The organism is Caballeronia calidae, from assembly GCF_900044055.2.
GTDB classification, from domain to species: domain Bacteria; phylum Pseudomonadota; class Gammaproteobacteria; order Burkholderiales; family Burkholderiaceae; genus Caballeronia; species Caballeronia calidae.
Genome location: NZ_FCOX02000015.1, coordinates 1 through 25,210 on the forward strand (window position 1 = coordinate 1; position 25,210 = coordinate 25,210).

Consider the following 25,210-nt stretch of genomic DNA (forward strand, 5'->3'; position numbering starts at 1 on the left):
ACGGGTGTCTCGACCATCAGCGCCGAACAATCCGAGGTGCTCAATGCCCTGAACGTGAAAAAACCGGCCGCCCCGCACCAGCTCGCGCTGTTGTAGTGGCATTTTTTAAAATCGACATCAATAAAATCAAATAGTTGCGCGTTTAACTGTCGAACTCAAGAGATCAGCGTGCGGACGTCTTCGTGCCAGCCGTCGAAATCGGCGAGACATTCGTCGATGGTGCCGCGCTCCGACCACGACTCGACCTGCCAGCCATCGCGTTCCACGGCGCCGACGAAGTTGACGAGCTTGTGGCCGCGCAGCGGATAGTGGATCACGTGCGCGCCGGGTCCGACCCAGTTGGTGCCGTAGGGCGTGCGCAGATGTTCGGGCAGCTTCGAGGCGTCGATCACGCCGCGCCAGGCCATCACGCCCGAGTAGACGGGCTCGTCCGCGCCGAAGAGCGCGCGGCGCACGCGCGAATGCACACCGTCCGCGCCGATCAGCAGATCCGCTTCGAACGTGGCGCCCGAAACGGTCTGCACTTCGACCCGGCCGTCTTTCTGCACGATCGACTCGACCTTGTGATCGAGCCTGATCGCGTCGGGGTTGCATGCGCGCACCGCGTCGACGAGCGCTTCATGCAGGTCCGCGCGATGCACGGTCAGGTAGGGAAAGCCATACACGTCGCGCGATGCGGCGCCGAGATCGAAGAGCGGCCAGGTCTGCCCCGTGTTCCAGAGGCGCACGCGCTTGCCGGGCGGCTCGCACGCGAGGCCTTCGAGGCGCTCGCCGACGCCGATCCGATAAAGCACGCGCGTGGCGTTCGGGCTCAACTGCACGCCGGCGCCGATCTCGCCGAGCGTCCTGGCCTGTTCAAGGATGGTGACGTCGAAGCCTTTTCTCAACAAAGCGGCTCCCGCCGTCAAGCCGCCGATACCGGCCCCTGCAATGACGATCTTCATTCGACCTTTCGACCTCTTTCGTATTAACGCTGTCTCTTATCGAGAAGATTTATCATTCGATCGATAAATCTTTTAAATGGGGTTTCGTTTTAAAACGGAACCACTTTAAATGAACGTCAGTCGCTAAAGAAGCAAAAGTATTCGAATGAGTTATCACTGAAAATTGATAATGCGTGACAGCCGGCGCATGAATCTCACATGCCCCAGCGATGCACCACCGAGGTCTCGATGTTGAAGAGATCGAGCACGCGCCCGATCGTGTGATCGACCATTTCGTCGAGCGATTCGGGGTTCGCGTAGAATGCGGGCACCGGCGGATACACGATTGCTCCGGCTTCGGTCACGCTCGTCATGCTGCGCAAGTGGCCCAGATGCAGCGGCGTTTCCCGAACCATCAGCACGAGCCGGCGGCGCTCCTTGAGCGTGACATCGGCCGCGCGCGAGAGCAGCCCGCTCGTCACGCCCGTGGCGATTTCCGAGAGCGTGCGGATCGAGCACGGCGCGACGATCATCCCCATCACGGGAAACGACCCGCTCGAAATGGCCGCGCCGATGTCCGTGTTCGGATACGTGACCGTGGCGAGCGCGCGAACATCGGCGACGCTGTACGGCGACTCGTGCGCGAGCGTGACCTGCGCGGAGCGGCTCATCACCAGATGCGATTCGATGTCGAGCTGCCTGAGCAATTGCAGCAGCCGGACACCGTAGACGACGCCCGACGCGCCGCTGATGCCCACGATCATGCGCCGGGGCGGTACTGCGCTGAAATGCATCTGTGCTCTCCGTTTCAACGGTGATTGAATCAAAACGTCGCGGATGTTAGCACGACGATTCATTCCGTCGGATAACTTATGAGCGCTTTTGGAATGATTAAGTGAATACCCTGACTGAATATTCGAGATGTTCTATTGATTGATAAATAACTCGTGATTCAAAACCCGAATTGATGTGGTTACACTCGGTTCCGCATCGAGCAAAGCGGCTGTCGAACGACGGCCCGCACCACCGCGGGATGCAAGAAGCCGGCGCCGGAGAGCAGCCGGCCAACGATAAAACATTGGAGACTTCGGTTGAGAACTTGTCTGCTGGTCGGCGGCTGCGCCGCGATCCTGGCTGGCCCCGCGTGGGCGCAGTCGTCTGTGACGCTGTACGGGAGCATCGACGTGGGCGTCGATTTCGTATCGAACTCTCAGGGCAAACACCTGTACCAGGAGTCCTCAGGCAAGCGTCAGCCCGACCGCTGGGGACTGTTGATCAAGGAAGATCTGGGTGGCGGCAATTCGGCGTTCGCGCGGCTCGAATCGGGCCTTCTGACCAACACCGGCGCGCAGATCAATCCGACCAGCTTCTTCAACCGCAACGCTTACGTGGGACTCGAGAACGATCGCTTCGGCTCGCTGAGCTTCGGGAACATCAACGACTATATCTATCAGTATGTCGGGCGACTCAACAACTCGGTGCCGGGCATCTCGTCGTTCTACACGCCGGGCAATCTCGACGGCCTCGCCAACACGCACGCGCTCAACAACGCCGTGAAGTACGAGTCGATCAATTTCCACGGCTTCCAGCTGGGCGCGATGAACGCGTTCGGCAACCAGGCCGGCGATTTCAGCGCGGGGCGCCAGTACAGCGTCGGCGCGCAGTATTCGAGCGGCACCGTGAATTTCGGCATCGCGTACACGATGTCGCATAACCGCACGGCCGACATCTTCGGCACCTTCAGCCTGAACTCGCTGCTGGGTCAGCCGTTGAGGCAGGGCACGATGTTCAACGCGAGCCGTTACAGCACGCTCGCCGCCGGGGCCTCGGTGAAGATCGGCATCTTTACGCCGCACGTCACGTATTCCGGCGTCGACCTGAAGAACGCCCAGGGCTCGGCGAAGCTGAACAACTATCAGGCGGGCGTGAACACGGAGCTGGTCGGCGGCCTGGGCTTTTTCATCCTCGGGCTGTCGGTGGATCACTCGCTGTTCCAGGGACTCACGATCAACCAGTACAACCTGTTCCTGACCGATTACCTGTCGAAGCGCACGCAGGTCTATGCGGGCGTGGGCCTGCAACACGCGTCGGGGCCCGGCGCGCGCGCCGCGCAGTTCGGCTACCAGCCGTCGTCGACCGGCAGCCAGACGGTCGCGCGCATCGGCCTCAACCATATGTTCTGACGAAGCGGAGGTGTCATCGTGCGGTGAGACGTGTGCAGACGGGGAGCAAATTGGGGAGCAAGCGGAAACGCGGACTCTTCACTTTTTTCGATCGCTTCATCGTTACTTTTTGATTGAGCCGCGCGGGGCCGCCTCTTATATTGTGGCTCCGGCCATGGCGTCGCCATGAGAGATATTCAGCAGCATTGCGGACGGATGCGCCGACCGGCGCGTCCGTCCGCACGAGGCAAACGGGACATACATGCAAGCAGACCGGACTTTCAATATCGCAACACTGATAGAAGAGCAGAAGACGGGGCGCTTCGCCGCCGGTCTGCTGTTCTGGTGTTTCCTGATCATGCTGATGGATGGCTATGATCAGACGGCAGTGTCGTTCGCGGCGCCCGCCATCATCAAGGACTGGCACGTCTCGCGCGGCGGATTCGGCCCCGTGTTCGGCGCGGGCCTGTTCGGTACGCTCATCGGCTCCTTCATCTTCGGTTATCTCGGCGACCGGCTCGGCCGCAAGAAGGCGATCATCATCGGCAGTCTTTTCTTCGGCGCGCTGACTTACGCTTCGGTGTGGGTGACGTCGCTGCAGGAGTTGATGCTGCTGCGCTTTCTGGCCGGCATCGGCATGGGCGGCGTGGTGCCGAATTCGGTCGCGCTGGTCGCGGAATATGCGCCGAAGCGCCTGCGCGCCACATGGGTCACGCTGATGTTCTCGGGCTTTTCGATCGGCGCGGGTTCGGGCGGTCTCGTGTCGTCCGCGCTGATTCATCGCTTCGGCTGGCCCGTGATGTTCGCGGTCGGCGGCGTGGGCTCGCTGCTCGTCGCGCTGTTGCTGATCTTCACGCTGCCCGAATCGGCGAAGCTGCTCGTGCTCCGGCAGCGCGATCCGCAGATGCTGCGCAAGCTCGTCGCGCGCCTGCGTCCCGATCTGAACATTCCCGCCGACGCTGCGTTCGTGGCCGGCGAAGCCCGCGAGAAGCAGCAGCGCTTCGTGCTGAAGCTGATCTTCTCCGATGGCCTCGCCGCCATCACGCCGCTGCTGTGGATCGTGTTCATCGCGAACTCGATGGCGCTCTACTTCCTGCAGAACTGGCTGCCGATCCTGATGGAAGGCATGGGCATCGATCCGCGCGGCGCGGGTCTCATCACGATGATGTTCTCCGTCGGCGGCGTGATCGGCGGTCTGGTGCTGTGCCGCTTCGTCGATCGTCACGGTGTCGCGGCGATCATCTCGCTGCCCGTCATCGGTCTGCCGGTCGTTGCGGCGCTCGGTCACGGCTCCTCGCAGGGCTGGCTCATGCTCGCCGTGTTCGCCACGGGCTTCTGCGTGGTGGGCGCGCAGTACGGCTTGTATGCGGTGGCCGGCATGATCTATCCCACGTCGTTCCGCTCGGCCGGCGTCGGCAGTGCGATCTCGGTGGGCAAGATAGGCTCGGTGTCCGGGCCTGTTATCGGCGGTCTGCTGCTCTCGATGCACCTGCCGATCACGCAGCTATTCTATGCGGCGTCGCTGCTGTTCCTCATTGCCGCCGTGTTCTCGACGATCCTCGCGCTGCTCTACCGCGCACGCTTCGGCGAGCAGCCGGCCGCTGAAGCAGCGTTCGAACCGCCCCAGCGTTCGCTGTTGCACGACTCGTAATCCCACAGCGCGCCGTGCCGCCACGCTAATGTGCGGGGCACGGCGCCGCATTCCGCGTCGATGAAACTGTCCGCGAGTTCATTCGGATACCGAAATATAGATGAGTCAAACCCTGTACGACAAGATCTTCGACGCGCACACGGTTCGTGTCGATGCGGACGGCACCGCGTTGCTTTACATCGACCGCCATCTGCTCAACGAAGTGACGAGCCCGCAGGCGTTCGAATCGCTGCGGCAGGCGTCGCGGCCCGTGTGGCGCGCGCAGTCCAATCTCGCGGTGGCGGATCACAACGTGCCGACCACGGATCGCGGTCTCGGCATCGCGGACCCGGTTTCGCGGGTTCAGGTCGAAGCGTTGCAGGAGAACTGCGAGCGCAACGACATCGCGCATCACGGCATGGACGACGTGCATCAGGGCATCGTTCACGTCGTGGCGCCCGAGCTCGGCAACACGCTGCCCGGCATGACGATCGTCTGCGGCGATTCGCACACGAGCACGCACGGGGCGCTCGGCGCGCTTGCGTTCGGCATCGGCACGTCGGAGATCGAGCATGTGCTGGCCACGCAAACGCTCATCACGCGGCGCAGCCGGACGATGCGCGTGACCATCGAGGGCGAAGTGCCCGAGGGTTGCTCGGCGAAGGACGTCGCGCTCGCGGTGATCGGCGCGCTCGGCACGGCGGGCGCAACGGGGCATGCCATCGAATTCGCGGGGCCCGTGGTGCGCGCGCTGTCGATGGAAGGGCGCATGACCCTTTGCAACATGTCGATCGAAGCAGGTGCGCGCGCCGGGCTGATCGCGGTCGACGACACCACGCTCGACTATTGCAGCACGCGCCCGAATGCGCCGCGAGGCGAGGCGTGGGAGCACGCGGCGCGCGCATGGCGCTCCCTGCGTTCGGACGACGATGCGCGCTTCGACGCCGAACATGTGCTCGATGTGTCCGCGCTCGTCCCGCAGGTCACATGGGGCACGTCGCCGGAGATGGTCGCGGGCATCGACGGCCGCGTACCCGATCCCGCCGACGCCGCCGACGCCGGCCAGCGCGCCGCGTGGGCGCGCTCGCTCGATTACATGGGCCTGAAAGCGGGCACGCCGATGAATGCGATCGCCATCGACAAGGTGTTCATCGGCTCGTGCACCAACGGGCGCCTCGAAGATCTTCAGGCTGCCGCGCGTGTGCTGCGCGTCAAGGGAGGGCGGATCGCGCCGAACGTGCGTCTCGCGCTCGCCGTCGCGGGCTCGCAGCAGGTGAAGCGCGATGCGGAGGCGCAAGGGCTGCACGAGATCTTCATCGCCGCCGGATTCGAATGGCGCGAGCCCGGCTGCTCGATGTGCCTCGCGATGAACGCGGACCGGCTCGCGGCCGGCGAGCGCGTCGCGTCCACCTCGAACCGCAATTTCGAGGGCAGGCAGGGCGCGGGCGGCCGCTCGCACCTCGTGAGTCCCGCGATGGCGGCGGCGGCCGCGCTCGCGGGCCGCTTCGTCGATGTTCGCCGCGTGACCGGCCTTCAAGGAGATCGCTGATGGAGCCGCTCGTCAGCCACACGGGGCTCGTCGTTCCGCTCGATCGCGACAACATCGATACGGACGCGATCATGCCCAAGCAGTTCATGAAGTCGATCGCGCGAACCGGCTTCGGTCCGTATCTCTTCGACGAGTGGCGTTATAAGGATGCCGGCTATTTCGGCAAGCCGGCCCACGAACGCACGCCGGAACCGGACTTCGTGCTGAATCAGCCGCGCTACGACGGCGCGTCGGTGCTCCTTGCGCGGCGCAATTTCGGCTGCGGAAGCTCACGCGAGCACGCGCCGTGGGCGCTTCATCAATTCGGCTTTCGCGTGCTGATTGCGCAAAGCTTCGCGGACATCTTCTTCAACAACTGCTGCAAGAACGGACTGCTGCCGATCCAGCTCGACACTGCGACGATCGCGCGTCTGATGGAGGCGGTGAAAGGATCGCCCGGTTATCGCCTGCGCGTCGATCTGATTACGCAAACGGTGTGCGCGCCGAACGATGAGCGCTGGACGTTCGAGATTGCCCCGGCGGCCAAGAAGCTGCTGCTCGAAGGACTCGACGAGACCGGCGCGACGCTCGGCCATGCCGACGCCATCCGCGCTTTTGAAGCGGCGCATCTCGCGCGCTCGCCGTGGCTGTAAATAAAAGAACGAAAAGAACCGAGGAGACAAGATGAGCCTCAGCACCGTTGCTGCACCGGAAACCACCGTCAACGTTTCGTCGCTGATCGAGCGACAGAAGCTCGGCGGCTTCGCGCTCCGTCTGATCGTATGGTGCTTTCTGATCGTGTTGATCGATGGCTACGATCAGGTCGCGGCGGCCTTTGCGGCGCCCGCGTTGATCCAGGCCTGGCACACGAACGCGGCCGGCTTCGGGCGCGTGTTCGGCGTGGGACTGTTCGGCGTGCTCGTGGGCTCGCTGTTGCTCGGCTTCAGCGGCGACCGCTTCGGGCGGCGGCTCACCATCATTTACGGCTCGCTCTGGTTCGGCATCCTGACGTTCATGTGCGGCTATGCGGACTCGCTGGAGCAGCTCACGCTGCTGCGCTTTCTCGCGGGCATAGGCATGGGCGGGGTGGTGCCGAACACGGTCGCGCTCGTTTCGGAGTACGCCCCGAAGGCGCGACGCGCGACGTGGATCACGCTGATGTTTTCGGGCTTCTCCATCGGCGCGGGCGGTGGCGGAGCGGTCGCCTCGTGGCTGCTGCCGCGCTTCGGCTGGCCGGTGCTGTTCACGCTGGGCGGCGTGGCGGCGATCGTCGTGGCGCTCGCGTCGTTCGTGCTGCTGCCCGAATCGATCCGCTTTCTCATCATGAAAGGCCGCGACGTCGTCGGCATTCGACGCATTGCCGGTCATCTCGGCGCCGAGACCCAGGGCGAAGACGTGCGTTATGTCGTCGATGACGAAACACGTGTGCCCGTGCGGCCGACCGCGTTGTTCCAGAACGGTCTCGCCAGGGTGACGCCGCTCCTGTGGGCGATCTTCATCCTCAACTCGCTGGCGCTCCACTTCCTGCAGAACTGGCTGCCGATCCTGTTCAGCATGAGCACGCTCGCGCCCGCCCGGGCGGCTCAGGCGGCGATGATGTTTCCGGTCGGCGGCACGGTCGGCGCCCTTGCGTTGAGCCGCTGCGTGGATCGTTACGGCGTGCGCGTGATTCTGCTGCTTGCCGTGACCGGCTGCCCGATCGCCGCGTCGCTCGGCATGCCGATGCCGACCGCCTGGCTCTTCGCGGCCGTGTTCGCGAGCGGCGTATGCGTGATCGGCAGCCAGTTCGCGCTGTACGCCGTGTCGGGCATGGTGTATCCGACGACGCTGCGCTCGACGGGCGTCGGCTCGGCGATCGGCATCGGCAAGCTCGGCTCGGTCGCGGGTTCGATGCTCGGCGGCGTGCTGCTATCGATGCATCTGCCGGTGGCCGACCTGTTCTTCAATCTCGCCGCCGTATTCGTGCTGATCGTGCTGCTGTCGGCGTGGCTGGGCGGAGTGACGCGATACGAGCGCCGTGCTGAAGGGCTGCATGAAGAATCAGGAATTGATCTCGCGCAATAGCTCGCGCGGTGCGCGGATTTATCCTGCCTGCTCTCGCCCCTGTCGCGCACATTGCGGACACCGCCTGATGATGATATTGAAATCATCGATTGGTCCAGACACGTGTCGATGAAACACGTCCTTCAATCATTGCAGCAACTCGGGTTCGACTGTCAACCACGATGGGAGCAACCATGCGCAGAAGAGACTTTCTACAGAAGAGTACTGCGGTGATCGCCGGCGGCGGCGTCAGCCTTTCAGCGCTCCAGATGACGATGCGCGATGCCGCTGCCGCCGAGTCCAATACCGCGAAGCGTCAGGAAATCGATGCCAAGGTTCGCGCAACGCTGTCGCGGCTATACAAGACGGTCAAGGGTTCGAGTGAACTCGTCGCCAAGGCGAATGGCGTGCTCGTATTCCCGTCCGTGATCAAGGTCGGCTTCGTCGCCGGCGGCGAATACGGGGAAGGTGCCTTGCAGGTAGGCGGAAAATCGGTGGGCTACTACAGCACGGTGTCGGGGTCGTTCGGGTTGCAGGCGGGTGCGCAATCGAAGGCTATGATCTATGTGTTCTTGACGCAGGAAGCGCTCGGCAGCTTCCGCAACGCCAAGGGCTGGTCGGTCGGTGGCGAGGGGTCCGTCGCGCTGCTGAAGGTCGGCGCGAACGGAGAGATCGATACGACGACAGCCACCGCGCCCGTCAAAGCGATCGTGCTGACGAATGCCGGTCTGATGGGTGACGTGTCGCTTGCGGGTACGAAGGTTTCCCGGCTGAAGGTCTGACGGCGGTCGATCAGCGGCGAATACGTCCCGGTCGACCACATCGCGATGGCCTTCGCACACGCTCCTCGCCGAGTTGCCCCGGCACAATCCTGAGGGAGGCGATCGATGACAATGAACCGTCCGCAGGGCATCGCGTTGCCGGGGCAAGTGGTCCTCGTTTTCCAGGGCGGCGGCGCGCTGGGTGCCTATCAGCTGGGTGTCTACCAGGCGATACACGAATTGGGTATCCAGGTGGATTGGGTGATCGGCACCTCCATCGGCGCGATCAACGCGGCGTTGATCGCCGGTAATCCGCCCGAGCGCCGGTTTCAACGCATGGCGGAGTTCTGGAATCTGGTCAGTGACCGCGCCCGGCTCACTATGCTCCCTGCGTTGCCGGGTCTGGACAAAGCGTTCGCAAGGTGGATGACGTTCGGTGGCGGCATTGCGGGATTCTTCCAGCCGAATCCGGCGAGCTGGCTCGGACCGCTCGCCCCGCTGGGCGTGGATCGGGCGTCGTACTATCTCATCGAGCCATTGCGCAATACGCTGCTGTCGTTTGTCGACTTCGATCTATTGAATAAGGTGTGTCCGCGTCTGACCGTTGGCGCGGTGAACGCTCGCACCGGCGCGATGCGCTACTTCGATTCGCGTGACGAACGGTTGCGCGTCGAGCACATCATGAGTTCGGGCGCGCTTCCACCGGCGTTTCCCGCGGTACGGATCGATGGCGAGCCGTACTGGGACGGCGGCATCTATTCCAACACGCCGATCGAGGTCGTGCTGGATGACAAGCCACGCAAGAGCTCGGTCATCTTCTCCGTGCACTTGTGGAATCCGGCCGGCACTGAACCGGAAAACCTGTGGCAGATCTGGGAGCGGCAAAAGGACATTCAGTACGCCAGCCGCACCGATAGCCATATCGCGCGGCAGCAACAGATACATCGCCTTCGCCATGTCGTCCGCGAACTCGTCAAGCGCCTTCCGGAAGCCGAACGCGGCACATCCGAGGTTCAGGAGCTCGCGGCATGGGGATGCCAGACCACGATGCGCCTGATCAAGCTCCCCGCGCCTCGTCTGGATGGCGACGACCCGTTGAAAGATATCGACTTCACGCCAGCCGGCACCGCGGCGCGTCAGCGCGCCGGCTATGAAGCCGCGATGCGGGCAATTGCTGCGCACCCGTGGGATACGCCACTGGACCCCATCGAAGGTCTGGCGGTTTCCAGCGCGGACGACGACGTGGTCCCTGAAGGCCGAACCTGAGTCGTCTCGTCTCAAACCTTGCGCGTCGGGATATTCGTGAACGGCGCCAGGGCTTGAGGCGTCGGCGCGGCCGTCGATATGAGCTGCGCGGTTTCCTGCATCATCGGGATGAGACGCGCCACCGCGCGCTTGAGCGTCCACTTGCCGGCGAGCACGGACATCTGCAATGCGGCGGCAACGCGATGTCCCGAATCGAAGATCGGCACCGCGAGTGCGAGATCGCCGCGAAAGTACTCCTCGTTGCAATACGCGAAGCCGCGCTCGCGCGACTGCCGCAACTCGTCCATCAGGACATCGATGTCCGTGATCGTGTTCGGCGTGTACTTGACGCGCTCGCACGCAAGCAACTGTTCGCGCGCCTGATCTTCGTCGAGTGCGGACAGATACGCGCGTCCCGCCGACGAACAGTAGATCGGAATCCGACGCCCGACCGGCATGTGCACGAGCAGCCGCATCAGACTGGGAAAGCGGCCGATGTAAATCATGTCCGTGCCCGCCGGCTCCGCGAAGTTCACCGTTTCCCCCGAATTGCGGTTGAGTTCAAGCAGGAACGGATTCGCGCGGCTCAACAGTGAATGCGATTCGAGATACCGGCAGCCGAGTTCCAGCGTGCGCGACGACAGCGAATAGCGCTTCGTCACCGGATCTTTGACAAGCAAGCCGAGCGCTTCGAGCGTGAACGCGAAGCGTTGCGTCGCGCTCTTCGAAATGCCCGCGAGCGCCGCGATCTCCGGCAGGTTCAGCGCGCGATTATCCGGACCGAACACATTGAGCACGTTGATGCCCGTTGCGAGCGACTGCACGTAAAGCGTCGATTCCTCGGGCGATGAAAGGGCCGGTTCCTGGCCTTGAATCGGGTTCGTCATGGGCAAAGAGGCATTGAAAAGCAATCCCTACGTATTGAATCACAATATCCCCGCAAAATCGACGCCGCCGGCCCTCCAGATCAGCGAAGCAGCACTTCATTCGGGGAAAACCCCTAAATATAAGAGACATACGTCAAGCCATCAGCTTGTTGACGGCACAAAAATGGACAGTTATAACGAATACATGTGCGATACACACATATCGTTTAGCGATACAAGACGAGGCAAATCGGGCCACGTCGCCAATCATCCAAAAGGGGATTCCATGTTGAAAAAACTGAATGTGTTGATGGCGGGCGTGTTGTGCGCCGCCTCGTTGTCGGTGGCGCACGCGGAGCCCGCGCCGTTGCGCGTCGGGGCCACGCCCACGGCCGTGCCGTTCAACTTCCTCGATCCGAAGACCAACACGCTGCGCGGCGCGATGATCGACATCGCCGACGCCGTCGGCAAGGAAGCGGGCTACAAGACGAACGTCGCGCCGATTCCGTTCGCGTCGCTGGTGCCGTCGCTGCAGACGGACAAGATCGATCTGATTTCGTCGGCATTCGCGAAGACGCCGCAGCGTGCGCAAGTCGTCGATTTCACGCAGATCGTCGTCGAATATGGCGAAGGGCTGATCGTGCCCGATGACGACAAGACCAGCTACACGAATTTGTCCGAGCTGAAAGGCAAGACCGTCGGCGTGCAGATCGGCACGTTGTATGTCGATCCGCTGAAGGCCACGCCCGGCGTCAAGGAAGTGAAGATGTACGACACCATGGCCGATCTCGTGCGCGACGTGAAGCTGCATCGTCTCGATGCGGCCATCGGCGACGGTCCCGTCATCGCGTATCAGGTGCGGTCACAAGGCGTGAGCGGCGTGCGCTATGTCGACAGCTACAAGCCGTCGCTGCCCACGAACATCGCGCTGGCCGTGCGCAAGGGCGACGACGCGCATCGCACGCAGCTCGACGCCGCCATCACCAGGCTGAAGGCCGACGGCACCATCGACGCGATCCTGAAGAAGTGGAACGTCACTCACTAACCCGCAACGACTGATTGCGCAACGCAGGATACGCCGATGTTCGAATCATTCGCGAGCGATGCGATCGAATTCGCGCCCGTGCTCATGCAGGGCGTGCTGACGACCATCGCCATTACCGCCGCCGCGCTCGTGATCGCCACGCTGCTCGGCCTCTTCTGGGCACTGTTGCGCGTGAGCGGCGTCGCCGCGCTCGCGCATGCGAGCCGCGTGTTGACGAACCTGCTGCGCGGCGTGCCGATCATTGTCATCTTGTTCTACATGTATTTCGTCATGCCGGAGATCGGCGTGGGTCTCACGGCGTTCCAGGCGGGCGCGCTGGGCCTCGGCATCGCGTATTCGTCGTATATGGCGGAGGTGTTTCGCGCGGGCATCGACGCCGTGGATTCCGGGCAGTACGAAGCGGCGCAATCCATCGGCATGTCGCGGCTCAAGCTGATGCGCCGCGTGGTGTTGCCGCAGGCGTTTCGCATCGCGTTGCCGCCATATGGCAACAACGTCGTGATGATGCTGAAGGACTCGTCGCAGACCGCGGTCATCACGGTCGTCGAATTGTCGATGCAAAGCAAGCTGATCGCATCCGCGACGTTCAAGAGCGCCACGATTTTCACGCTCGTCGCGCTGATCTACCTCGTGATGAGCTTGCCGATGATGTATGGCATCGGCCGGCTGGAACGGCGCTTCGGGAAAGGCAAATGATCAAGATCGAGAATCTCCGTAAATCATACGGCGCGCATGTCGTCCTGCAGGACATCAACGCGGAAATCAGGAAGGGCGAAGTCGTGTGTCTGATCGGGCCGTCGGGCTCGGGCAAGTCGACGCTTCTGCGCTGCATCAACGGACTGGAGCAACACGACGGCGGCCGCATCACGATCGATGGCGTGCCCGTCGATCGATGCGAAAAGCCGTCAGATCAACGCGATCCGTCAGCGCGTCTCGATGGTGTTTCAGCGCTTCAATCTGTTCCCGCATCGCACGGCGCTCGAAAACGTGATGGAAGGTCCCGTTCACGTGAAGGGGGAGAGCGTCGCGCAAGCCACGGCGCGTGCGAAAGACCTGCTTGCGTCGGTCGGCCTCGCGGAAAAGACGCAGCATTATCCGCGGCAGTTGTCGGGCGGGCAGCAGCAGCGCGTTGCGATTGCGCGGGCGCTTGCCATGGAGCCCGAAGCGATTCTCTTCGATGAACCCACGTCCGCGCTCGATCCCGAGCTCGTCGGCGAAGTGCTTTCGGTGATGCGCGCGCTCGCGGACAAAGGCATGACGATGGTCGTCGTCACGCACGAAATGGACTTCGCACGCAGCGTGTCGGATCGGACGTTGTTCCTCGATGGCGGACGTATCGCCGAACAAGGGCCGTCGCGCGACGTGCTCACGCAGCCGAAGAACGAGCGCGTGCGCGACTTCCTCAAGCGCGTCACGCACGCGGAGTCGCTGACATCATGAAGCGCGATGCATTCGAACCGGCCAGCACGCTGTGGTCGAGCACGGCGGCGGCGCGCAATCCCGCAAAGACGCTCGGCGAAGATATCGAAGTCGATGTCGCCGTGATCGGCGGCGGCTTCACGGGTTTATCGGCGGCGTACCATCTCGCGGATTCCGGACGGCAGGTTGCGCTGTTCGAAGCGTTCGAAGTCGGGCATCGCGCATCGGGGCGCAACGGCGGACAAGTCGTGCCGGGCTTCAAGCCGACGCCGACCGCGCTCATCGATCGCTTCGGCCGCGATGTCGCCGGGCGGATGACGCGCTTCGCCTACGGCAACGCCGATTATCTGTTCGATCTCGTGTCCGCATTGAAGATCGATTGCGCCGCGACGCGCACCGGCTGGATTCAGGGCGCGTTCTCGCAGGCGTCGGTCGGCTATCTCGAGCGGCGCGCGCGCGAGATCAACGCGCACGGCGGCGATGTCGAATACCTTTGCGCCGACGCCATGTTCGATGCAACCGGCTCGCGCTTCTGGCCCGCCGGTCTCGTCGAGCGGCGCGCGGGCGCGGTGCATCCGCTCGCGTACGCGCGTGGACTTGCACGCGCGGCGTCCCGGCGCGGCGTGGCGTTCTACGAGCATGCGCCGGTCGATGGCATCCGCGAGACTCGCGGCGGCGGCATCACGCTCGACGTTGGCAGCCATACGGTGCGCGCGACGCGGGTCGTCATCGCGACGGACGCTTATACCGGGCAGTTGTGGCCATCGGTGGCGCAATCGTATGTGACCGTCGCGAGCGCGCAGATCGCGACCGAGCCGTTGCCCGCGCCGCTGCAACAGGCGCTGATGCCGCGCCGCGCGGGCATCTCCGAGACGCGCAAGATCACGTACTACTGCCGCATCGACCCGGAAGGGCGCTTCGTGATCGGCGGACGCGGGCGCGCGGCGGATCACATCGATCCCGCGACGGAGCAGCAGCTTCGCGCCGCCGCCATCGCGCGCTTTCCGCAGCTCGAAGGCGTGCGCTGGGCGCATCGCTGGGCGTGCCGCGTCGGCATGACCGTCGATGATCTGCCCCGCGTGCACGAGCTCGCACCGGGGATCTGGACGGCCTACGGTTATTGCGGACGCGGCGTCGCGATGGCGACCGCGCTCGGCCGCGTGTTGTCGGACGCGATCAACGGCGTGCCCGCTGCCGAGCTCGATTTTCCGGTGACGCCGGTCAGCCGCATTCCGTTTTATCCCGCGCGCCAGCTCGGCGCAGCGCTCGCGATCAGCTGGTACCGGCTGCGCGATGCGCTCGGTCATCCCGCGTGAAGCGCGGCGTCCATCGCACTCGAAAACAGGATATGAACACAATGGCAGAGGCGCTCGATCCGGTGGATGTGGCCATCGTCGGCGGCGGAATCATCGGCGTCAGCACGGCTTACTGGCTCGCGAAAGCGGGCGTGCGCACGGCGCTCTTCGAGAAGGGCACGCTTGCGTGCGAGCAATCGTCGCGCAATTGGGGATGGGTGCGCACACTGTCGCGCGACATGCCCGAAGTGCCGCTCGCGCTGCTCGCCAATCGCCGGTGGCGCGAGATTCAGGAGCAGGTCGATGTCGGTTATCGTCAGAACGGCTTGCTGTATCTGCAGGAGAACGAGCGCGATGCGAGCGATCACGCGCGCTGGTTCGAAAGCGCGAAGACCTGCGGCGCGAAGGCCGAATTCCTGACGAAGCGCGCGGCGCAGCAGTTGTTGCCGCAAAGCGCGCGCGCGTGGACAGGCGCGATGCACAGCGCAAGCTGCGGCGTCGCGGAACCGACGCAGGCGACAGCCGGCATCGCCGCGCTCGCGCGTCAGGCAGGCGCGACGATCGTCGAAAATTGCGCGGTGCGCGGCATCGAAAGCAGCGCGGGACGCGTGAGCGCGGTCGTCACGGAGACCGGCCGCGTGCGTGCGCAGAACGTGCTGGTCGCGGCGGGCGCGTGGTCGCGTCTGTTTTGCGGCAACTTCGGCGTCGAGTTTCCGCAACTGAAGGTGCGCGGCTCGGTGCTGCGCACGGCGCCGTTCGACGCGGGCATGTCGGTGTCGATCAACGCCAAGGACTTCACGTGCCGCAAGCGCGCGGACGGCGGCTATACGGTGTCGCAGTTTTCCGCGTCGCTCGGCGAACTCGTTCCGGACAGCTTCCGGTTGATGAACAAGTTCCTTCGTCCGTGGATCGCGAACCGGTCGATCGTGCGCGTGCGCCTGAATCAGCGCTTCGTCGAGGAATGGAAGATTCCGCGGCGCTTTCCGTCCGATCGCGAATCGCCGTTCGAGCGCTGCCGGATGCTCGATCCGCTTCCGTACGCGAAGGGCATCGATCAGGCGTGGACGCGCCTGCGGGACAGCTTTCCGGTGTTCAACGGCGCGCGCATCGCGCAGTCGTGGGGCGGCTACATCGATGTGACGCCCGATGCGATGCCGGTCATCGGGCCGCTTCACGACGTGCCGGGGCTTTATCTGGCCTCGGGCTTTTCGGGGCACGGTTTCGGCATCGGGCCGGCGGTCGGCGAGTGCGTTGCGGCGCTGATCCGCGGCGACACACCGCCAGTCGATCTCGAGCCATTCCGTCTCGCCCGGTACGCATGAGACGCGACGGGCGCCGGTTCGACCGGCGCCCGTTCTGACCGTTCACACGTGATGCAGCTTGCGTTTCGGCTCACTGGTGCGCTGCCGTGTTTCCCAGCCGTCCGCAAGTCCCACTTCCGCGTGCGAAGGGTCGAGCGTCGGGATGCCTTTGACCAGGTCGGCGGCGCGTTCGGCCAGCATGATCGTCGGCGCGTTCAGGTTGCCGTTCGGCTCGGTCGGGAACACGGACGAGTCGATTACGCGGAGCCCCTGCATGCCGCGCACGCGCAGTTCGGAGTCCACCACCGCCATCGCGTCTTCCCCCATCCGGCACGAACCGCACGGGTGCATCGTGCTTTCCAGATTCGCCCGGACGAAGGCGTCGATCTCATCGTCCGTCTGGACGTCCGGCCCCGGTGCAAGCTCGACATCGCGAAACGGGTCCATCGCCGGCTGCTCGATGATTTCCCGCGTGAGACGCACGCAGCGCCGGAATCCCTCGCGGTCTTCCTCGCGTTCCAGATAGTTGAAGCGGATCTCGGGGTGCACGTAAGGATCGGCGGCGTTCAGGCGCACGTAGCCCCGGCTCTTCGGCTTGTTGGGTCCGGTGAGCACCATGAAGCCATGTCCCTTGAGCGGCTTGTCGCCGTCATAACGCATCGCCGCCGGCAGGAAATGGAACTGGATGTCCGGCCAGCGCAGGCCCGCTTCCGAGCGAATGAAGCCGCCCGCTTCGAAATGATTGCTGGCGCCGAGCCCATCCTTGAACAGCAGCCAGCGCAGTCCGATCATGAACTTGCTGAACGGGTCCATCTTGCTGTTGAGCGTGACCGGCTGCTTGCACGCGTACTGGATGTAGATCTCGGCGTGATCCTGCAGGCTTTCTCCGACACCCGGCAGGTCGTGCAGCACTTCGACACCCGCGCGGCGCAACACGTCCGCCGGTCCGATGCCCGAGCGCTGCAGCAGATGCGGCGAGCCGATCGGCCCCGACGAGATCAGCACTTCGGCGCGGCAGCGCGCGGTATGGGTCACGCCGCCCTGATCGTAGACGACGCCGACCGCGCGCTTGCCTTCTATCAGCACCCGGCGTGTCATCGCATTGGTCACGACATGCAGGTTGGGCCGGTTCATCGCCGGTCGCAGATAGGCATTGGCGGTGGACCAGCGCACGCCGTCCTTGACGGTCATGTGCATCGCGCCGAAGCCTTCCTGCATGTGGCCGTTGCAATCGTCCGTCTTGATGTAGCCCGCCTGCGCGCCCGCTTCGACCCATGCGCCGTAAAGCGGGTTGCGCATGTTGTTGCCGTTGTTCGTCGACAAGGGTCCGCTCCCGCCGCGATACTCATCGCCGCCGAACTTGTAGCTCTCCGCGCGCCGGAAATACGGCAGGCAGTTCGCGTAGCCCCAGCCGCGCGCGCCGAGCGATTCCCATTCGTCGAAGTCGTAGGCGTGGCCGCGAATATAGACGAGGCCATTGATCGACGACGACCCGCCCAGCACCTTGCCGCGCGGACAATGCAGCTGGCGTCCGTCGAGATGCGGTTCCGGCGCGGTCTCGTACTTCCAGTTGTACTTCTTCGTGTTCATCGGCATCGAGAAGGCGCTCGGCATCTGAATGATGATGCTGCGATCGCTGCCGCCGTACTCCAGCACCAGCACGCGCACTGACGGGTTTTCGGTGAGGCGGTTGGCCAGCACGCATCCGGCCGAGCCTGCGCCGACGATGATGTAATCGTATTGATCGGTGGACATATCGTTTCCTGATCTCTTGCTGTTTCGCATTCGTGGATGACGCGGCGGGCTCAGAAGCGCTTGTCGCCGGTCGTGTACTGGGGCAACGTCCTTTCGATGTGATCGATGACCGCCTCTTCCTTGCGCATGTCGAGCGAGCGGGCGAGCACGAAGTACGCGATGCCCGACACGAGCAGCCCGACCAGCCATGCGAGATCGACGCTGCCGATCGCCCGTGCGAGCGGACCGACATAGACCGCGTCCTGACCATCGAAGATGCAGAAGAAGGGGATCATCGCCGCGAAGCCGATCGCATAGGAAATCAGGCCGCGCCCGCCCCACGCGCCGTACACGCTGTCGTGCGGCATGAAGAAGTGCGGGATCGCATAGCGGCCCTTGCGGACGAAGAAGTAGTCGGTGAGATTGACCGCCGTCCACGGCACGAGGAAGTACAGCATCACGACGAGATAGATGTTCAGCACCGACAATCCCTTGCCCGACGTGTAGATGCTCAACGCCACGCCCAGTTGCAGGCACACGACGAAGAGCACCGCGACGATGCGCGTCCTGGCCGTCGGCCGGATTTTCCTGAACGAATCGACGCCGGTGATGGCGGTCAGCTTCGCGCTGTAGATGTTCATCGCGATGACGGGCAGGAACGCGAGAATCGTGACGCCGACGACCACGCTGCCGAGTCCCGGTACGAGATCGCTGCCGACCTGATTGAGCGCGACGAGCACATCGCTCGCATGCAGGTGATCCGCGAGCCAGCCGCCGACGGCGATCATCCACGCGCCCGACAGCGACGCACCCACGAACACCGCCGCGATCAGCTTGCTGCCCGAGGTGTTCTTCGGCAGATAGCGCGAGTAGTCGGAGACATAGGGCGCATAGGCGATGTTGTAGCTGGCGGCCGCCGCGAACTGGGCGATGAATCCCGTCCAGTTGAAGCCGAGCGGCGCCGGGGCGCTCGCACCCGCTGCCAACGCCGGCGCCGGAACGTCATGAACCCAGTGCATCAGGACCGCGAGCGTAACGAGGCCATACAGCGGCAGCGACAGATAAAGCGCCCACTTGAAGCTGCGGTGCATCCAGTCGTGGCCGAGCACGGCGAGAATCGACGCGGGCACGGTGACTGCGAGCGCGATCCTGAACGGGTCCCAGCCGAACAGCGTCTTGAGGCCCTGCATCATCAACACGAGATTGACGATGTTGAAGCCCGCGAAGACGAACAAGGTCGCGAACAGGACCAGAATCACGCCGCGATAGCCGAACTGCGCGCGCGACTGGATCATCTGCGGCAAGCCGAGATGCGGACCCTGCGAGCCGTGAAACGCCATGAACAGCGTCCCGAACATGATGCCGAGCGTGCCGGCGACCGTCGTCCACCACGACGTGAGACCGACGCTCGGTCCGACGAAGCCGATCGTCATCGTGAAGAAGGTGAAGTTGCCGAGGAACCAGAAAGGTCCCTGGCGGGACAGCCGGTCCGTTCGCTCGTGCTCGGGAATGAAGTCGATCGAATGACCTTCTATCGCCCCGTGCTCGCTCGTCGCCGCCGAATTCGCGCTCGCGTGCGCGGCGCTTTCATATGATTTCATCGCGTACCTCGATCAGTAAGCTGATGCCGTAAGAGAAGGAAGCGCTCAGTGCAGCGTGATCCAGACGGCCTTCGTCTCCGTCAGGTGGTCGAGCTGCTCCATCCCGAGGTCCTTGCCGAAGCCCGATTCCTTGAATCCGCCGAACGGCATCGCCGGGTCGATCGTGCTGTGCGCGTTCACGTAGACGCTGCCCGCGCGCAGTTGCGGCACCAGCGAGTGAATGCGATTCACGTCGTTCGAGTAGATGGCCGCGGCGAGACCGTAGGGCGAGTCGTTCGCGAGCTGCACGGCTTCGTTGATGTCATCGAAGGGCGATGTCACCAGCACGGGTCCGAAGATCTCTTCGCGGACGATCTTCATCGAGTTGCGGCAATGCGCGAAGATCGCGGGCTCGACGAAGTAACCGGCTTCCGCGCGCCTGCGTCCGCCGTAGACGAGCTCCGCGCCTTCGCGCCGTCCCGCGTCGATATACGCGCTCACGCGTTCCTTCTGCAGCGCCGAGACCAGCGGGCCGATGAAACAGTCGGGATCGAGGCCCGGTGCGATCTTCAGCGTGCGCGTGTAGTCGATGAGCGCGGCGAGAAAGCGATCGTGGATCTTGCGCTGCGCATACACGCGCGTGCCGGCGTCGCACACCTGGCCGGAGTTGAAGAACATGCCGTTCGCGACGGCGCGCGCAGCGGCGTCGATGTCCGCATCGTCGAGCACGAGCACCGGCGACTTGCCGCCGAGTTCCAGCGTCACGCGGCGGATATCGTGCACGGCCGCCTGTCCCACGTTGCGGCCCACATCGGTCGAGCCGGTGAAGGTGAGCTTGTCGATGCCGGGATGACGCGCGAGCGCCGCGCCGATCACCGCGCCGCGCCCCGTCACGACATTGACGACACCTTCCGGAATGCCGGCCTCCTGCACGAGCTCGGCGAAGCGCAGCGTCGACAGCGACGTGAGCTCGGCCGGCTTGATGACCGCCGTGCAGCCCACGGCGAGCGCGGCCGCGAGCTTCCACGCCATCGTCTGCAGCGGGAAATTCCACGGCACGATGATGCCGACCACGCCGACCGGCTCCTTGCGCGTATAGGCCACGTAATCGCCCGGCAGCGAAGGCTCGACGGTACGACCGTGCAGCTTCGACGCCCAGCCGGCGAAGTAGCGGAACGTGTCGATGGTGCCCTGCACGTCGACATCGCGCGCCTGCGCGGCGGACTTGCCCATGTCGATCGATTCGATTTCCGCGAGCTCGGTCGCGTTGGCTTCGATCAGATCCGCGAGCCGATGCAGCATGCGCTCCCGTTCCAGCGGCTTGAGCTTGCGCCACGGGCCGCCGTCGAACTGCTTGCGTGCCGCGCGAACCGCACGGTCGAGATCGTCGGCGGTGGCGAGCGGAAGCTGCGTGATGACGCCGGTGGTCGACGGCTCGATCACGTCGAGTGTCTCTCCCGCGCTGCCCGTCACCCACTCGCCGCCGATGAACATTTTCTGCGGCTTCTTCAAAAAGCGCGCGGTGGCCTCCTGAATGCCGAATCGCTCGAGGTAATCGCGAACAATGGTATCCAACGTCGTCTCCTGATTGTCCGGGGCTTCGTGATGTCGAGCCCCGTGAATGTCGATGTGAACCGTCCGGGTGCAGGCGCGCTTTTTAGCGTTTGGCCTTGCTGCGCTCGTGAAAGATGAAGCCGATGGAGTTCATCAGCAGCTGAGCGGCGAGAATCGGCGTGACGCCGGCGGGGTCGTAGGCGGGCGCGACTTCGACGAGGTCCATTCCTACGATGTTTCCGCGGCTGCGACGGGCGAGCGCCTGGATGATCTCGAGCACCTCGTAGTACTGGAAGCCGCCGTGGCTCGGCGTGCCCGTGCCGGGCGCGATGGAGGGGTCGAAGCCGTCGATGTCGATGGTTATATAGTAGGCCGCGCCTTCGGGAATCCGCGCGAGAACGCCTTCGGTTCCGAGCCGGCGCACGTCGCGCACGGACAGGATCTCCGAGCCGGCACGGCGCGCCGCGTCATAGTCCTCGCGATTCGACGACGACACGTTGCGAATGCCGAGCTGCGTCATGCCGACGATATGCGCCATCTCGGATGCGCGCCGCAGCGGATTGCCGTGCCCGTAGCGCACGCCGTGACGTTCGTCCACGAAGTCCAGATGCGCGTCGAAGTGGATGATGTGGATCGGTCCTTTTCCTTCGAAGGCCTTGATCACCGGCGCGTGAATCGAATGGTCGCCGCCGAGTGTGATGGGCATCGCGCCGCACGCGAGAATCTTGCGCACCGCAAGCTCGATGTTGGCGTTGCTGCTCGCCATGTCGGTGTGCACGATGTCGGCGTCGCCGACGTCGACCATGCGCAACTGATCGCGGCTCAGATACAGCACGTCGTCTTCGTGGTCGTAGGCGCCCGCGTGGCCGAACGAAAACAGCGTCGACGCCTCGCGAATGCTGCGCGGCCCGAAGCGCGCGCCGGAGCGCCATTGCGTGCCCATGTCGTTCGGCGCGCCGAGGATCGCCACATCGGCGTCGATCCGGTTCCAGTCGAGGCACACCGGCGACTTCGCGAACGTGCAATGGCCGACGAACGGCAGGTTGAGTCGCCCGGATTCATAGCTGTTGCCCTGCATCTGCATCTCCTGTTCTGTCTGAGTGGACCGCAGGTTGAGCCTGCGCGTTGTTTTGAGAGACTATGGACAGGAGCGGCGGGCATGAAAATCACGAGTATCGGATGTTCATATCGGAATTTCCGAAGCAACGGCGCACGGAGGCGCGAACCCGATGACCCAGTTGCAGGACGTGGACCTCAAGCTGTTGCGGGTTTTCATGGCCGTGGTGCGATGCGGCGGCTTTTCCGCCGCGCAGGCGAGCCTGAACGTCAGCCAGTCGACGATCAGCGAGCAGATGACCACGCTCGAGACCCGTCTCGGGCTGAAGCTGTGCGAACGCGGCCGGAGCGGGTTCCGGCTGACCGAGCACGGCATCGCGACCTACGAAGCGGCGCAGCGGCTGCAGATTGCCGTCGAGGCGTTCTGCATGGATACCGACGCGCTCAAGAAGCACATTTCGGGAAAGCTCTACCTCGGGACCATCGACAACACGGTCTCCGACAAGACATCGCCGCTGCCGAATGCGCTGCAGAAGTTCGTGTCGCGAGGGCACGATGTGCATGTGGACGTCTATGTCGGCTCGCCCGCCGAGCTGGAAGAGCGCGTGCTCGACGGCCGGCTCCATGTGGCCATCGGCCATTTTCCGATTCACGTGCCGGGCCTGAGCTACGACGAGCTTTACGTCGAACCGGACGGCCTTTATTGCGGCAAGGGCAATCCGCTCTATGCGCGCGCGTTCGATGCCGACGTGTCCTCGGAAATGATCGCCGAGAGCCGGATCGTCGCGCGGGGCTATTTCCAGCAGCACGATCTGCGCATGCTGAGCGCGAGCAGGGCGGCGGCCACCGTCGACAATGTCGAGGCGCAGGCCATCCTGATCCTGTCGGGCACGTATGTGGGATTTCTGCCCAATCACTACGCGCTTCGCTGGGTCGAAAGCGGCGACATGCGGCGGATCTGCGCGGAGCGCTATGGCGGCATCTGGCCGTTCTGCGCGATCACGCGGCGCGGCGCGGCCATGCCATCGATCCTGAAGGTTTTCATGGCCGATCTGCAGGCGAGCCACGAGGCGCTGCGGCCGGGTTTGCCCGAGGCTGACGCGCGGACTTCTCGCAAATAGCACTTGCGCGCGGTAATTCGTGACGTTATCTTGCGGATGTTCTCGAATGCAGCGCGGGAGAGACTGTCATCGAACGATGACGGCGCCGACGGAGCAACCGCCCCGGAAACTCTCAGGCCCAAGGACCGCGCCGCAGGAACGATCTGGAGAGAGGCGCGCTGCGCCCACCGAAGGGGATTTCCCGCCAGGACGCCACACAAGGGCGGCCGGGCAGGATCGAAACTCTCAGGTACATGGACAGATGGGGCAGGGAGCCGGACATGACGCACATCGCGTCGAACCGGCACATGCTCAACACAATCTGGACCATGTCATGTCAAGAATCGCCATCATCGGCGCCGGCATCACCGGCGTCACGACCGCTTACGCCCTCGCGCGCCGCGGCTTCGACGTCACCGTTTTCGAACGCCATCGCTATGCGGCGATGGAAACGTCCTTCGCCAACGGCGGCCAGCTATCCGTCAGCAACGCCGAAGTCTGGAATCACACGGCCACCGTCGTGAAGGGACTGCGCTGGATGCTCACGCGCGATGCGCCCTTGCTCCTGAATCCGTCGCCTTCATGGCACAAGTATTCGTGGATGGGCGAGTTCCTGCGTCACATCGGGAACTACCGCGCGAACACCATCGAGACCGTGCGCCTGGCACTTGCGGCGCGCAACCATCTGTACGCGATCGCCGAGCGCGAGCACATCGACTTCGATCTGGAGCGCCGCGGCATTCTGCATGTCTATCGAAGCCGCAAGGATTACGATTCGGCCGCGAAGGTCAACGAGCTTCTGCGCGAAGGCGGACTCGACCGGCATGCGGTCGAAGCGGGCGAGATCGGCCGGATCGAGCCGGCGTTGCGCGGCGAGTTTTACGGCGGCTTCTTCACGCCATCGGATGCGACCGGCGACATCCACAAGTTCACGCGCGGGCTTGCGCAAGCGTGCGTGAAGCATGGCGTCGAGTTCTGCTACGACACGGAGATCGCATCGATCGATCAGACTTGCGACGGACGCTTCGACATCCGCACGAACAATGCCGACGGTGCGCTCGCGAGCGCGTTCGATCGCATCGTGGTGTGTGCGGGCGTGAGAAGCCGCGAGTTCGCGCGGATGCTTGGCGACCATGTGAACGTGTATCCGGTGAAGGGCTATTCGATCACCGTATGCCTCGATGACGAGAAGAGCCGGCAGGCGGCCCCGTGGGTGAGCCTGCTCGACGACAAGGCGAAGATCGTGACGAGCCGTCTCGGGGCAGACCGGTTTCGCGTCGCCGGGACAGCGGAGATCAACGGGTTCAATCGCGATATCAGGGCCGATCGCATCGCGCCGCTCGTCGCGTGGACGCGTGAACTGTTTCCGGAGATGTCGACGGCGCGCGTGATTCCGTGGGCCGGCCTGCGTCCGATGTTGCCGAGCATGCTGCCTCGCGTCGGGCAGGGCAAGCGGGCCGGCGTCTACTACAACACGGGACACGGGCATCTCGGATGGACGTTGTCGGCGGCGACCGCGGAGTCGATCGCGGATGCCATTTTGCTGGACTCGGCGCCGTGCGCGGTGGGGTTGGCTCGCGCCGCATGAGGTGAAGCACGCGCGGTCTCGTGCAAGCGGGCCGCGCGCAATCGCCGCAGCGGCGGCAATGGCGGTGCTGGAAATTCAGCCTTCGATTCGAGCGACGGTTACTAAGAAGCCAAGTCGATGAGCGAATCGATCAGTTCCTCGCCGCCCTCGATGTCTTCATTACCAACGAAACGGCACACTTCCATATCGAACCTCGTTTCGCCACCGTATCCGCAAGCGCTCGCCCTTCAAGGTCGCGGGCATAACCCATCATCGCCGCTCCCCCGCTCCCCCATTCAGGGGATAGTCCACGCGCGCGTTCGCCCCGAACATTCGCATACCGGGAGGGCATCACACGAACAAAAATACTGATCCACGTCCCTCCCTCGGTCCATATCAGG

Annotated in this window: 19 protein-coding genes, 2 pseudogenes and 2 riboswitches; of the genes and pseudogenes, 14 read left to right on the top strand and 7 right to left on the bottom strand. The window is 64.0% G+C overall.

Annotation, left to right across the window (positions count from 1 at the left end; translation table 11 throughout):
• Positions 1-158: 158 nt before the first annotated feature.
• A pseudogene (locus AWB78_RS15700) lies at positions 159-944 on the bottom strand (FAD-dependent monooxygenase); the annotation flags it as partial.
• Between the two features lie 194 nt (positions 945-1,138).
• Entirely contained in the window at positions 1,139-1,717 is a 579-nt protein-coding gene (locus tag AWB78_RS15705; protein ID WP_062605755.1) for a UbiX family flavin prenyltransferase, read from the bottom strand.
• Between the two features lie 297 nt (positions 1,718-2,014).
• On the opposite strand from AWB78_RS15705, the gene AWB78_RS15710 reads away from it, so the two are divergent.
• The 7 genes from AWB78_RS15710 to AWB78_RS15740 all read left to right on the top strand — a co-directional run bounded on the left by AWB78_RS15710 (position 2,015) and on the right by AWB78_RS15740 (position 10,313).
• On the top strand, positions 2,015-3,106 hold the full coding sequence (locus tag AWB78_RS15710) for a porin (protein WP_062605757.1): 1,092 nt from the start codon (positions 2,015-2,017) through the stop codon (positions 3,104-3,106).
• A gap of 241 nt (positions 3,107-3,347) precedes the next feature.
• The gene (locus AWB78_RS15715; RefSeq protein ID WP_062605759.1) at positions 3,348-4,736 is read left to right on the top strand and encodes an MFS transporter; all 1,389 of its coding nucleotides are present in this window, start codon (positions 3,348-3,350) and stop codon (positions 4,734-4,736) included.
• Positions 4,737-4,836: 100 nt separating this feature from the next.
• On the top strand, positions 4,837-6,264 hold the full coding sequence (leuC, locus tag AWB78_RS15720) for a 3-isopropylmalate dehydratase large subunit (RefSeq protein WP_062605761.1): 1,428 nt from the start codon (positions 4,837-4,839) through the stop codon (positions 6,262-6,264).
• Positions 6,264-6,896, top strand: coding sequence for a 3-isopropylmalate dehydratase small subunit (leuD, locus tag AWB78_RS15725; protein WP_062605763.1), 633 nt, complete (start codon positions 6,264-6,266; stop codon positions 6,894-6,896). Before leuC ends, leuD begins: the two co-directional genes overlap by 1 nt.
• A 31-nt stretch (positions 6,897-6,927) precedes the next feature.
• Entirely contained in the window at positions 6,928-8,307 is a 1,380-nt protein-coding gene (locus AWB78_RS15730) for an MFS transporter (RefSeq protein WP_062605765.1), read from the top strand.
• A gap of 173 nt (positions 8,308-8,480) precedes the next feature.
• Positions 8,481-9,068: a BPSL1445 family SYLF domain-containing lipoprotein gene (locus AWB78_RS15735; RefSeq protein WP_062605767.1), complete on the top strand. Its 588-nt coding sequence runs from the start codon at positions 8,481-8,483 to the stop codon at positions 9,066-9,068.
• 105 nt (positions 9,069-9,173) lie between these two features.
• Positions 9,174-10,313, top strand: a complete 1,140-nt coding sequence (locus AWB78_RS15740; protein ID WP_062605769.1) for a patatin-like phospholipase family protein — start codon at positions 9,174-9,176, stop codon at positions 10,311-10,313.
• A gap of 11 nt (positions 10,314-10,324) precedes the next feature.
• Here AWB78_RS15740 and AWB78_RS15745 read toward each other — a convergent pair whose 3' ends face one another.
• Positions 10,325-11,179, bottom strand: a complete 855-nt coding sequence (locus AWB78_RS15745; RefSeq protein ID WP_062605771.1) for an IclR family transcriptional regulator — start codon at positions 11,177-11,179, stop codon at positions 10,325-10,327.
• A 265-nt stretch (positions 11,180-11,444) separates the two neighbouring features.
• On the opposite strand from AWB78_RS15745, the gene AWB78_RS15750 reads away from it, so the two are divergent.
• From AWB78_RS15750 to AWB78_RS15770, 5 genes and pseudogenes are all read left to right on the top strand, one after another.
• Positions 11,445-12,203 carry a substrate-binding periplasmic protein gene (locus tag AWB78_RS15750; protein ID WP_062605773.1) on the top strand — a complete coding sequence of 253 codons (759 nt, stop codon included), beginning with the start codon at positions 11,445-11,447 and terminating at the stop codon, positions 12,201-12,203.
• Between the two features lie 36 nt (positions 12,204-12,239).
• Entirely contained in the window at positions 12,240-12,899 is a 660-nt protein-coding gene (locus AWB78_RS15755; protein ID WP_062605775.1) for an amino acid ABC transporter permease, read from the top strand.
• Positions 12,896-13,643, top strand: a pseudogene (locus tag AWB78_RS15760) (amino acid ABC transporter ATP-binding protein). The gene AWB78_RS15755 and the pseudogene AWB78_RS15760 overlap by 4 nt, the downstream one beginning before the upstream one ends.
• Entirely contained in the window at positions 13,640-14,938 is a 1,299-nt protein-coding gene (locus tag AWB78_RS15765) for an NAD(P)/FAD-dependent oxidoreductase (RefSeq protein WP_062605777.1), read from the top strand. Before AWB78_RS15760 ends, AWB78_RS15765 begins: the two are co-directional and overlap by 4 nt.
• A 32-nt stretch (positions 14,939-14,970) precedes the next feature.
• Positions 14,971-16,239 carry an NAD(P)/FAD-dependent oxidoreductase gene (locus AWB78_RS15770; protein ID WP_062605779.1) on the top strand — a complete coding sequence of 423 codons (1,269 nt, stop codon included), beginning with the start codon at positions 14,971-14,973 and terminating at the stop codon, positions 16,237-16,239.
• Between the two features lie 42 nt (positions 16,240-16,281).
• Here the strand turns inward: AWB78_RS15770 and betA are convergent, their stop codons facing one another.
• The 4 genes from betA to speB form a co-directional block, all read right to left on the bottom strand.
• Positions 16,282-17,973: a choline dehydrogenase gene (gene betA, locus AWB78_RS15775; RefSeq protein WP_062605781.1), complete on the bottom strand. Its 1,692-nt coding sequence runs from the start codon at positions 17,971-17,973 to the stop codon at positions 16,282-16,284.
• Positions 17,974-18,023: 50 nt separating this feature from the next.
• Entirely contained in the window at positions 18,024-19,553 is a 1,530-nt protein-coding gene (locus AWB78_RS15780) for a purine-cytosine permease family protein (RefSeq protein WP_062605783.1), read from the bottom strand.
• Positions 19,554-19,598: 45 nt separating this feature from the next.
• Positions 19,599-21,107 (bottom strand): aldehyde dehydrogenase family protein, encoded by a 1,509-nt coding sequence (locus AWB78_RS15785; protein WP_062605790.1) that lies wholly within the window; start codon positions 21,105-21,107, stop codon positions 19,599-19,601.
• 82 nt (positions 21,108-21,189) lie between these two features.
• A complete protein-coding gene (speB, locus tag AWB78_RS15790) occupies positions 21,190-22,164 on the bottom strand; it encodes an agmatinase (protein ID WP_062605975.1) in 975 nt (324 codons plus the stop codon).
• Between the two features lie 151 nt (positions 22,165-22,315).
• Here speB and AWB78_RS15795 point away from each other — a divergent pair, with 151 nt between their 5' ends.
• On the top strand, positions 22,316-23,263 hold the full coding sequence (locus AWB78_RS15795) for a LysR family transcriptional regulator (protein WP_062605792.1): 948 nt from the start codon (positions 22,316-22,318) through the stop codon (positions 23,261-23,263).
• A 44-nt stretch (positions 23,264-23,307) separates the two neighbouring features.
• Positions 23,308-23,401: riboswitch (glycine riboswitch) on the top strand.
• A gap of 3 nt (positions 23,402-23,404) precedes the next feature.
• Positions 23,405-23,506: riboswitch (glycine riboswitch) on the top strand.
• 70 nt (positions 23,507-23,576) lie between these two features.
• A complete protein-coding gene (locus AWB78_RS15800) occupies positions 23,577-24,830 on the top strand; it encodes a D-amino acid dehydrogenase (RefSeq protein ID WP_062605794.1) in 1,254 nt (417 codons plus the stop codon).
• Positions 24,831-25,210 lie beyond the last annotated feature (380 nt).

What these genes read in the sequence shown, in the direction of transcription:
- AWB78_RS15705 (WP_062605755.1), bottom strand. Translation starts at nt 1,717, where the DNA reads ATGCATTTCAGCGCAGTACCGCCCCGGCGCATGATCGTGGGCATCAGC.
- AWB78_RS15715 (WP_062605759.1), top strand. Translation starts at nt 3,348, where the DNA reads ATGCAAGCAGACCGGACTTTCAATATCGCAACACTGATAGAAGAGCAG.
- leuC (WP_062605761.1), top strand. Translation starts at nt 4,837, where the DNA reads ATGAGTCAAACCCTGTACGACAAGATCTTCGACGCGCACACGGTTCGT.
- leuD (WP_062605763.1), top strand. Translation starts at nt 6,264, where the DNA reads ATGGAGCCGCTCGTCAGCCACACGGGGCTCGTCGTTCCGCTCGATCGC.
- AWB78_RS15730 (WP_062605765.1), top strand. Translation starts at nt 6,928, where the DNA reads ATGAGCCTCAGCACCGTTGCTGCACCGGAAACCACCGTCAACGTTTCG.
- AWB78_RS15735 (WP_062605767.1), top strand. Translation starts at nt 8,481, where the DNA reads ATGCGCAGAAGAGACTTTCTACAGAAGAGTACTGCGGTGATCGCCGGC.
- AWB78_RS15740 (WP_062605769.1), top strand. Translation starts at nt 9,174, where the DNA reads ATGACAATGAACCGTCCGCAGGGCATCGCGTTGCCGGGGCAAGTGGTC.
- AWB78_RS15745 (WP_062605771.1), bottom strand. Translation starts at nt 11,179, where the DNA reads ATGACGAACCCGATTCAAGGCCAGGAACCGGCCCTTTCATCGCCCGAG.
- AWB78_RS15750 (WP_062605773.1), top strand. Translation starts at nt 11,445, where the DNA reads ATGTTGAAAAAACTGAATGTGTTGATGGCGGGCGTGTTGTGCGCCGCC.
- AWB78_RS15755 (WP_062605775.1), top strand. Translation starts at nt 12,240, where the DNA reads ATGTTCGAATCATTCGCGAGCGATGCGATCGAATTCGCGCCCGTGCTC.
- AWB78_RS15765 (WP_062605777.1), top strand. Translation starts at nt 13,640, where the DNA reads ATGAAGCGCGATGCATTCGAACCGGCCAGCACGCTGTGGTCGAGCACG.
- AWB78_RS15770 (WP_062605779.1), top strand. Translation starts at nt 14,971, where the DNA reads ATGAACACAATGGCAGAGGCGCTCGATCCGGTGGATGTGGCCATCGTC.
- betA (WP_062605781.1), bottom strand. Translation starts at nt 17,973, where the DNA reads ATGTCCACCGATCAATACGATTACATCATCGTCGGCGCAGGCTCGGCC.
- AWB78_RS15780 (WP_062605783.1), bottom strand. Translation starts at nt 19,553, where the DNA reads ATGAAATCATATGAAAGCGCCGCGCACGCGAGCGCGAATTCGGCGGCG.
- speB (WP_062605975.1), bottom strand. Translation starts at nt 22,164, where the DNA reads ATGCAGGGCAACAGCTATGAATCCGGGCGACTCAACCTGCCGTTCGTC.
- AWB78_RS15795 (WP_062605792.1), top strand. Translation starts at nt 22,316, where the DNA reads ATGACCCAGTTGCAGGACGTGGACCTCAAGCTGTTGCGGGTTTTCATG.
- AWB78_RS15800 (WP_062605794.1), top strand. Translation starts at nt 23,577, where the DNA reads ATGTCAAGAATCGCCATCATCGGCGCCGGCATCACCGGCGTCACGACC.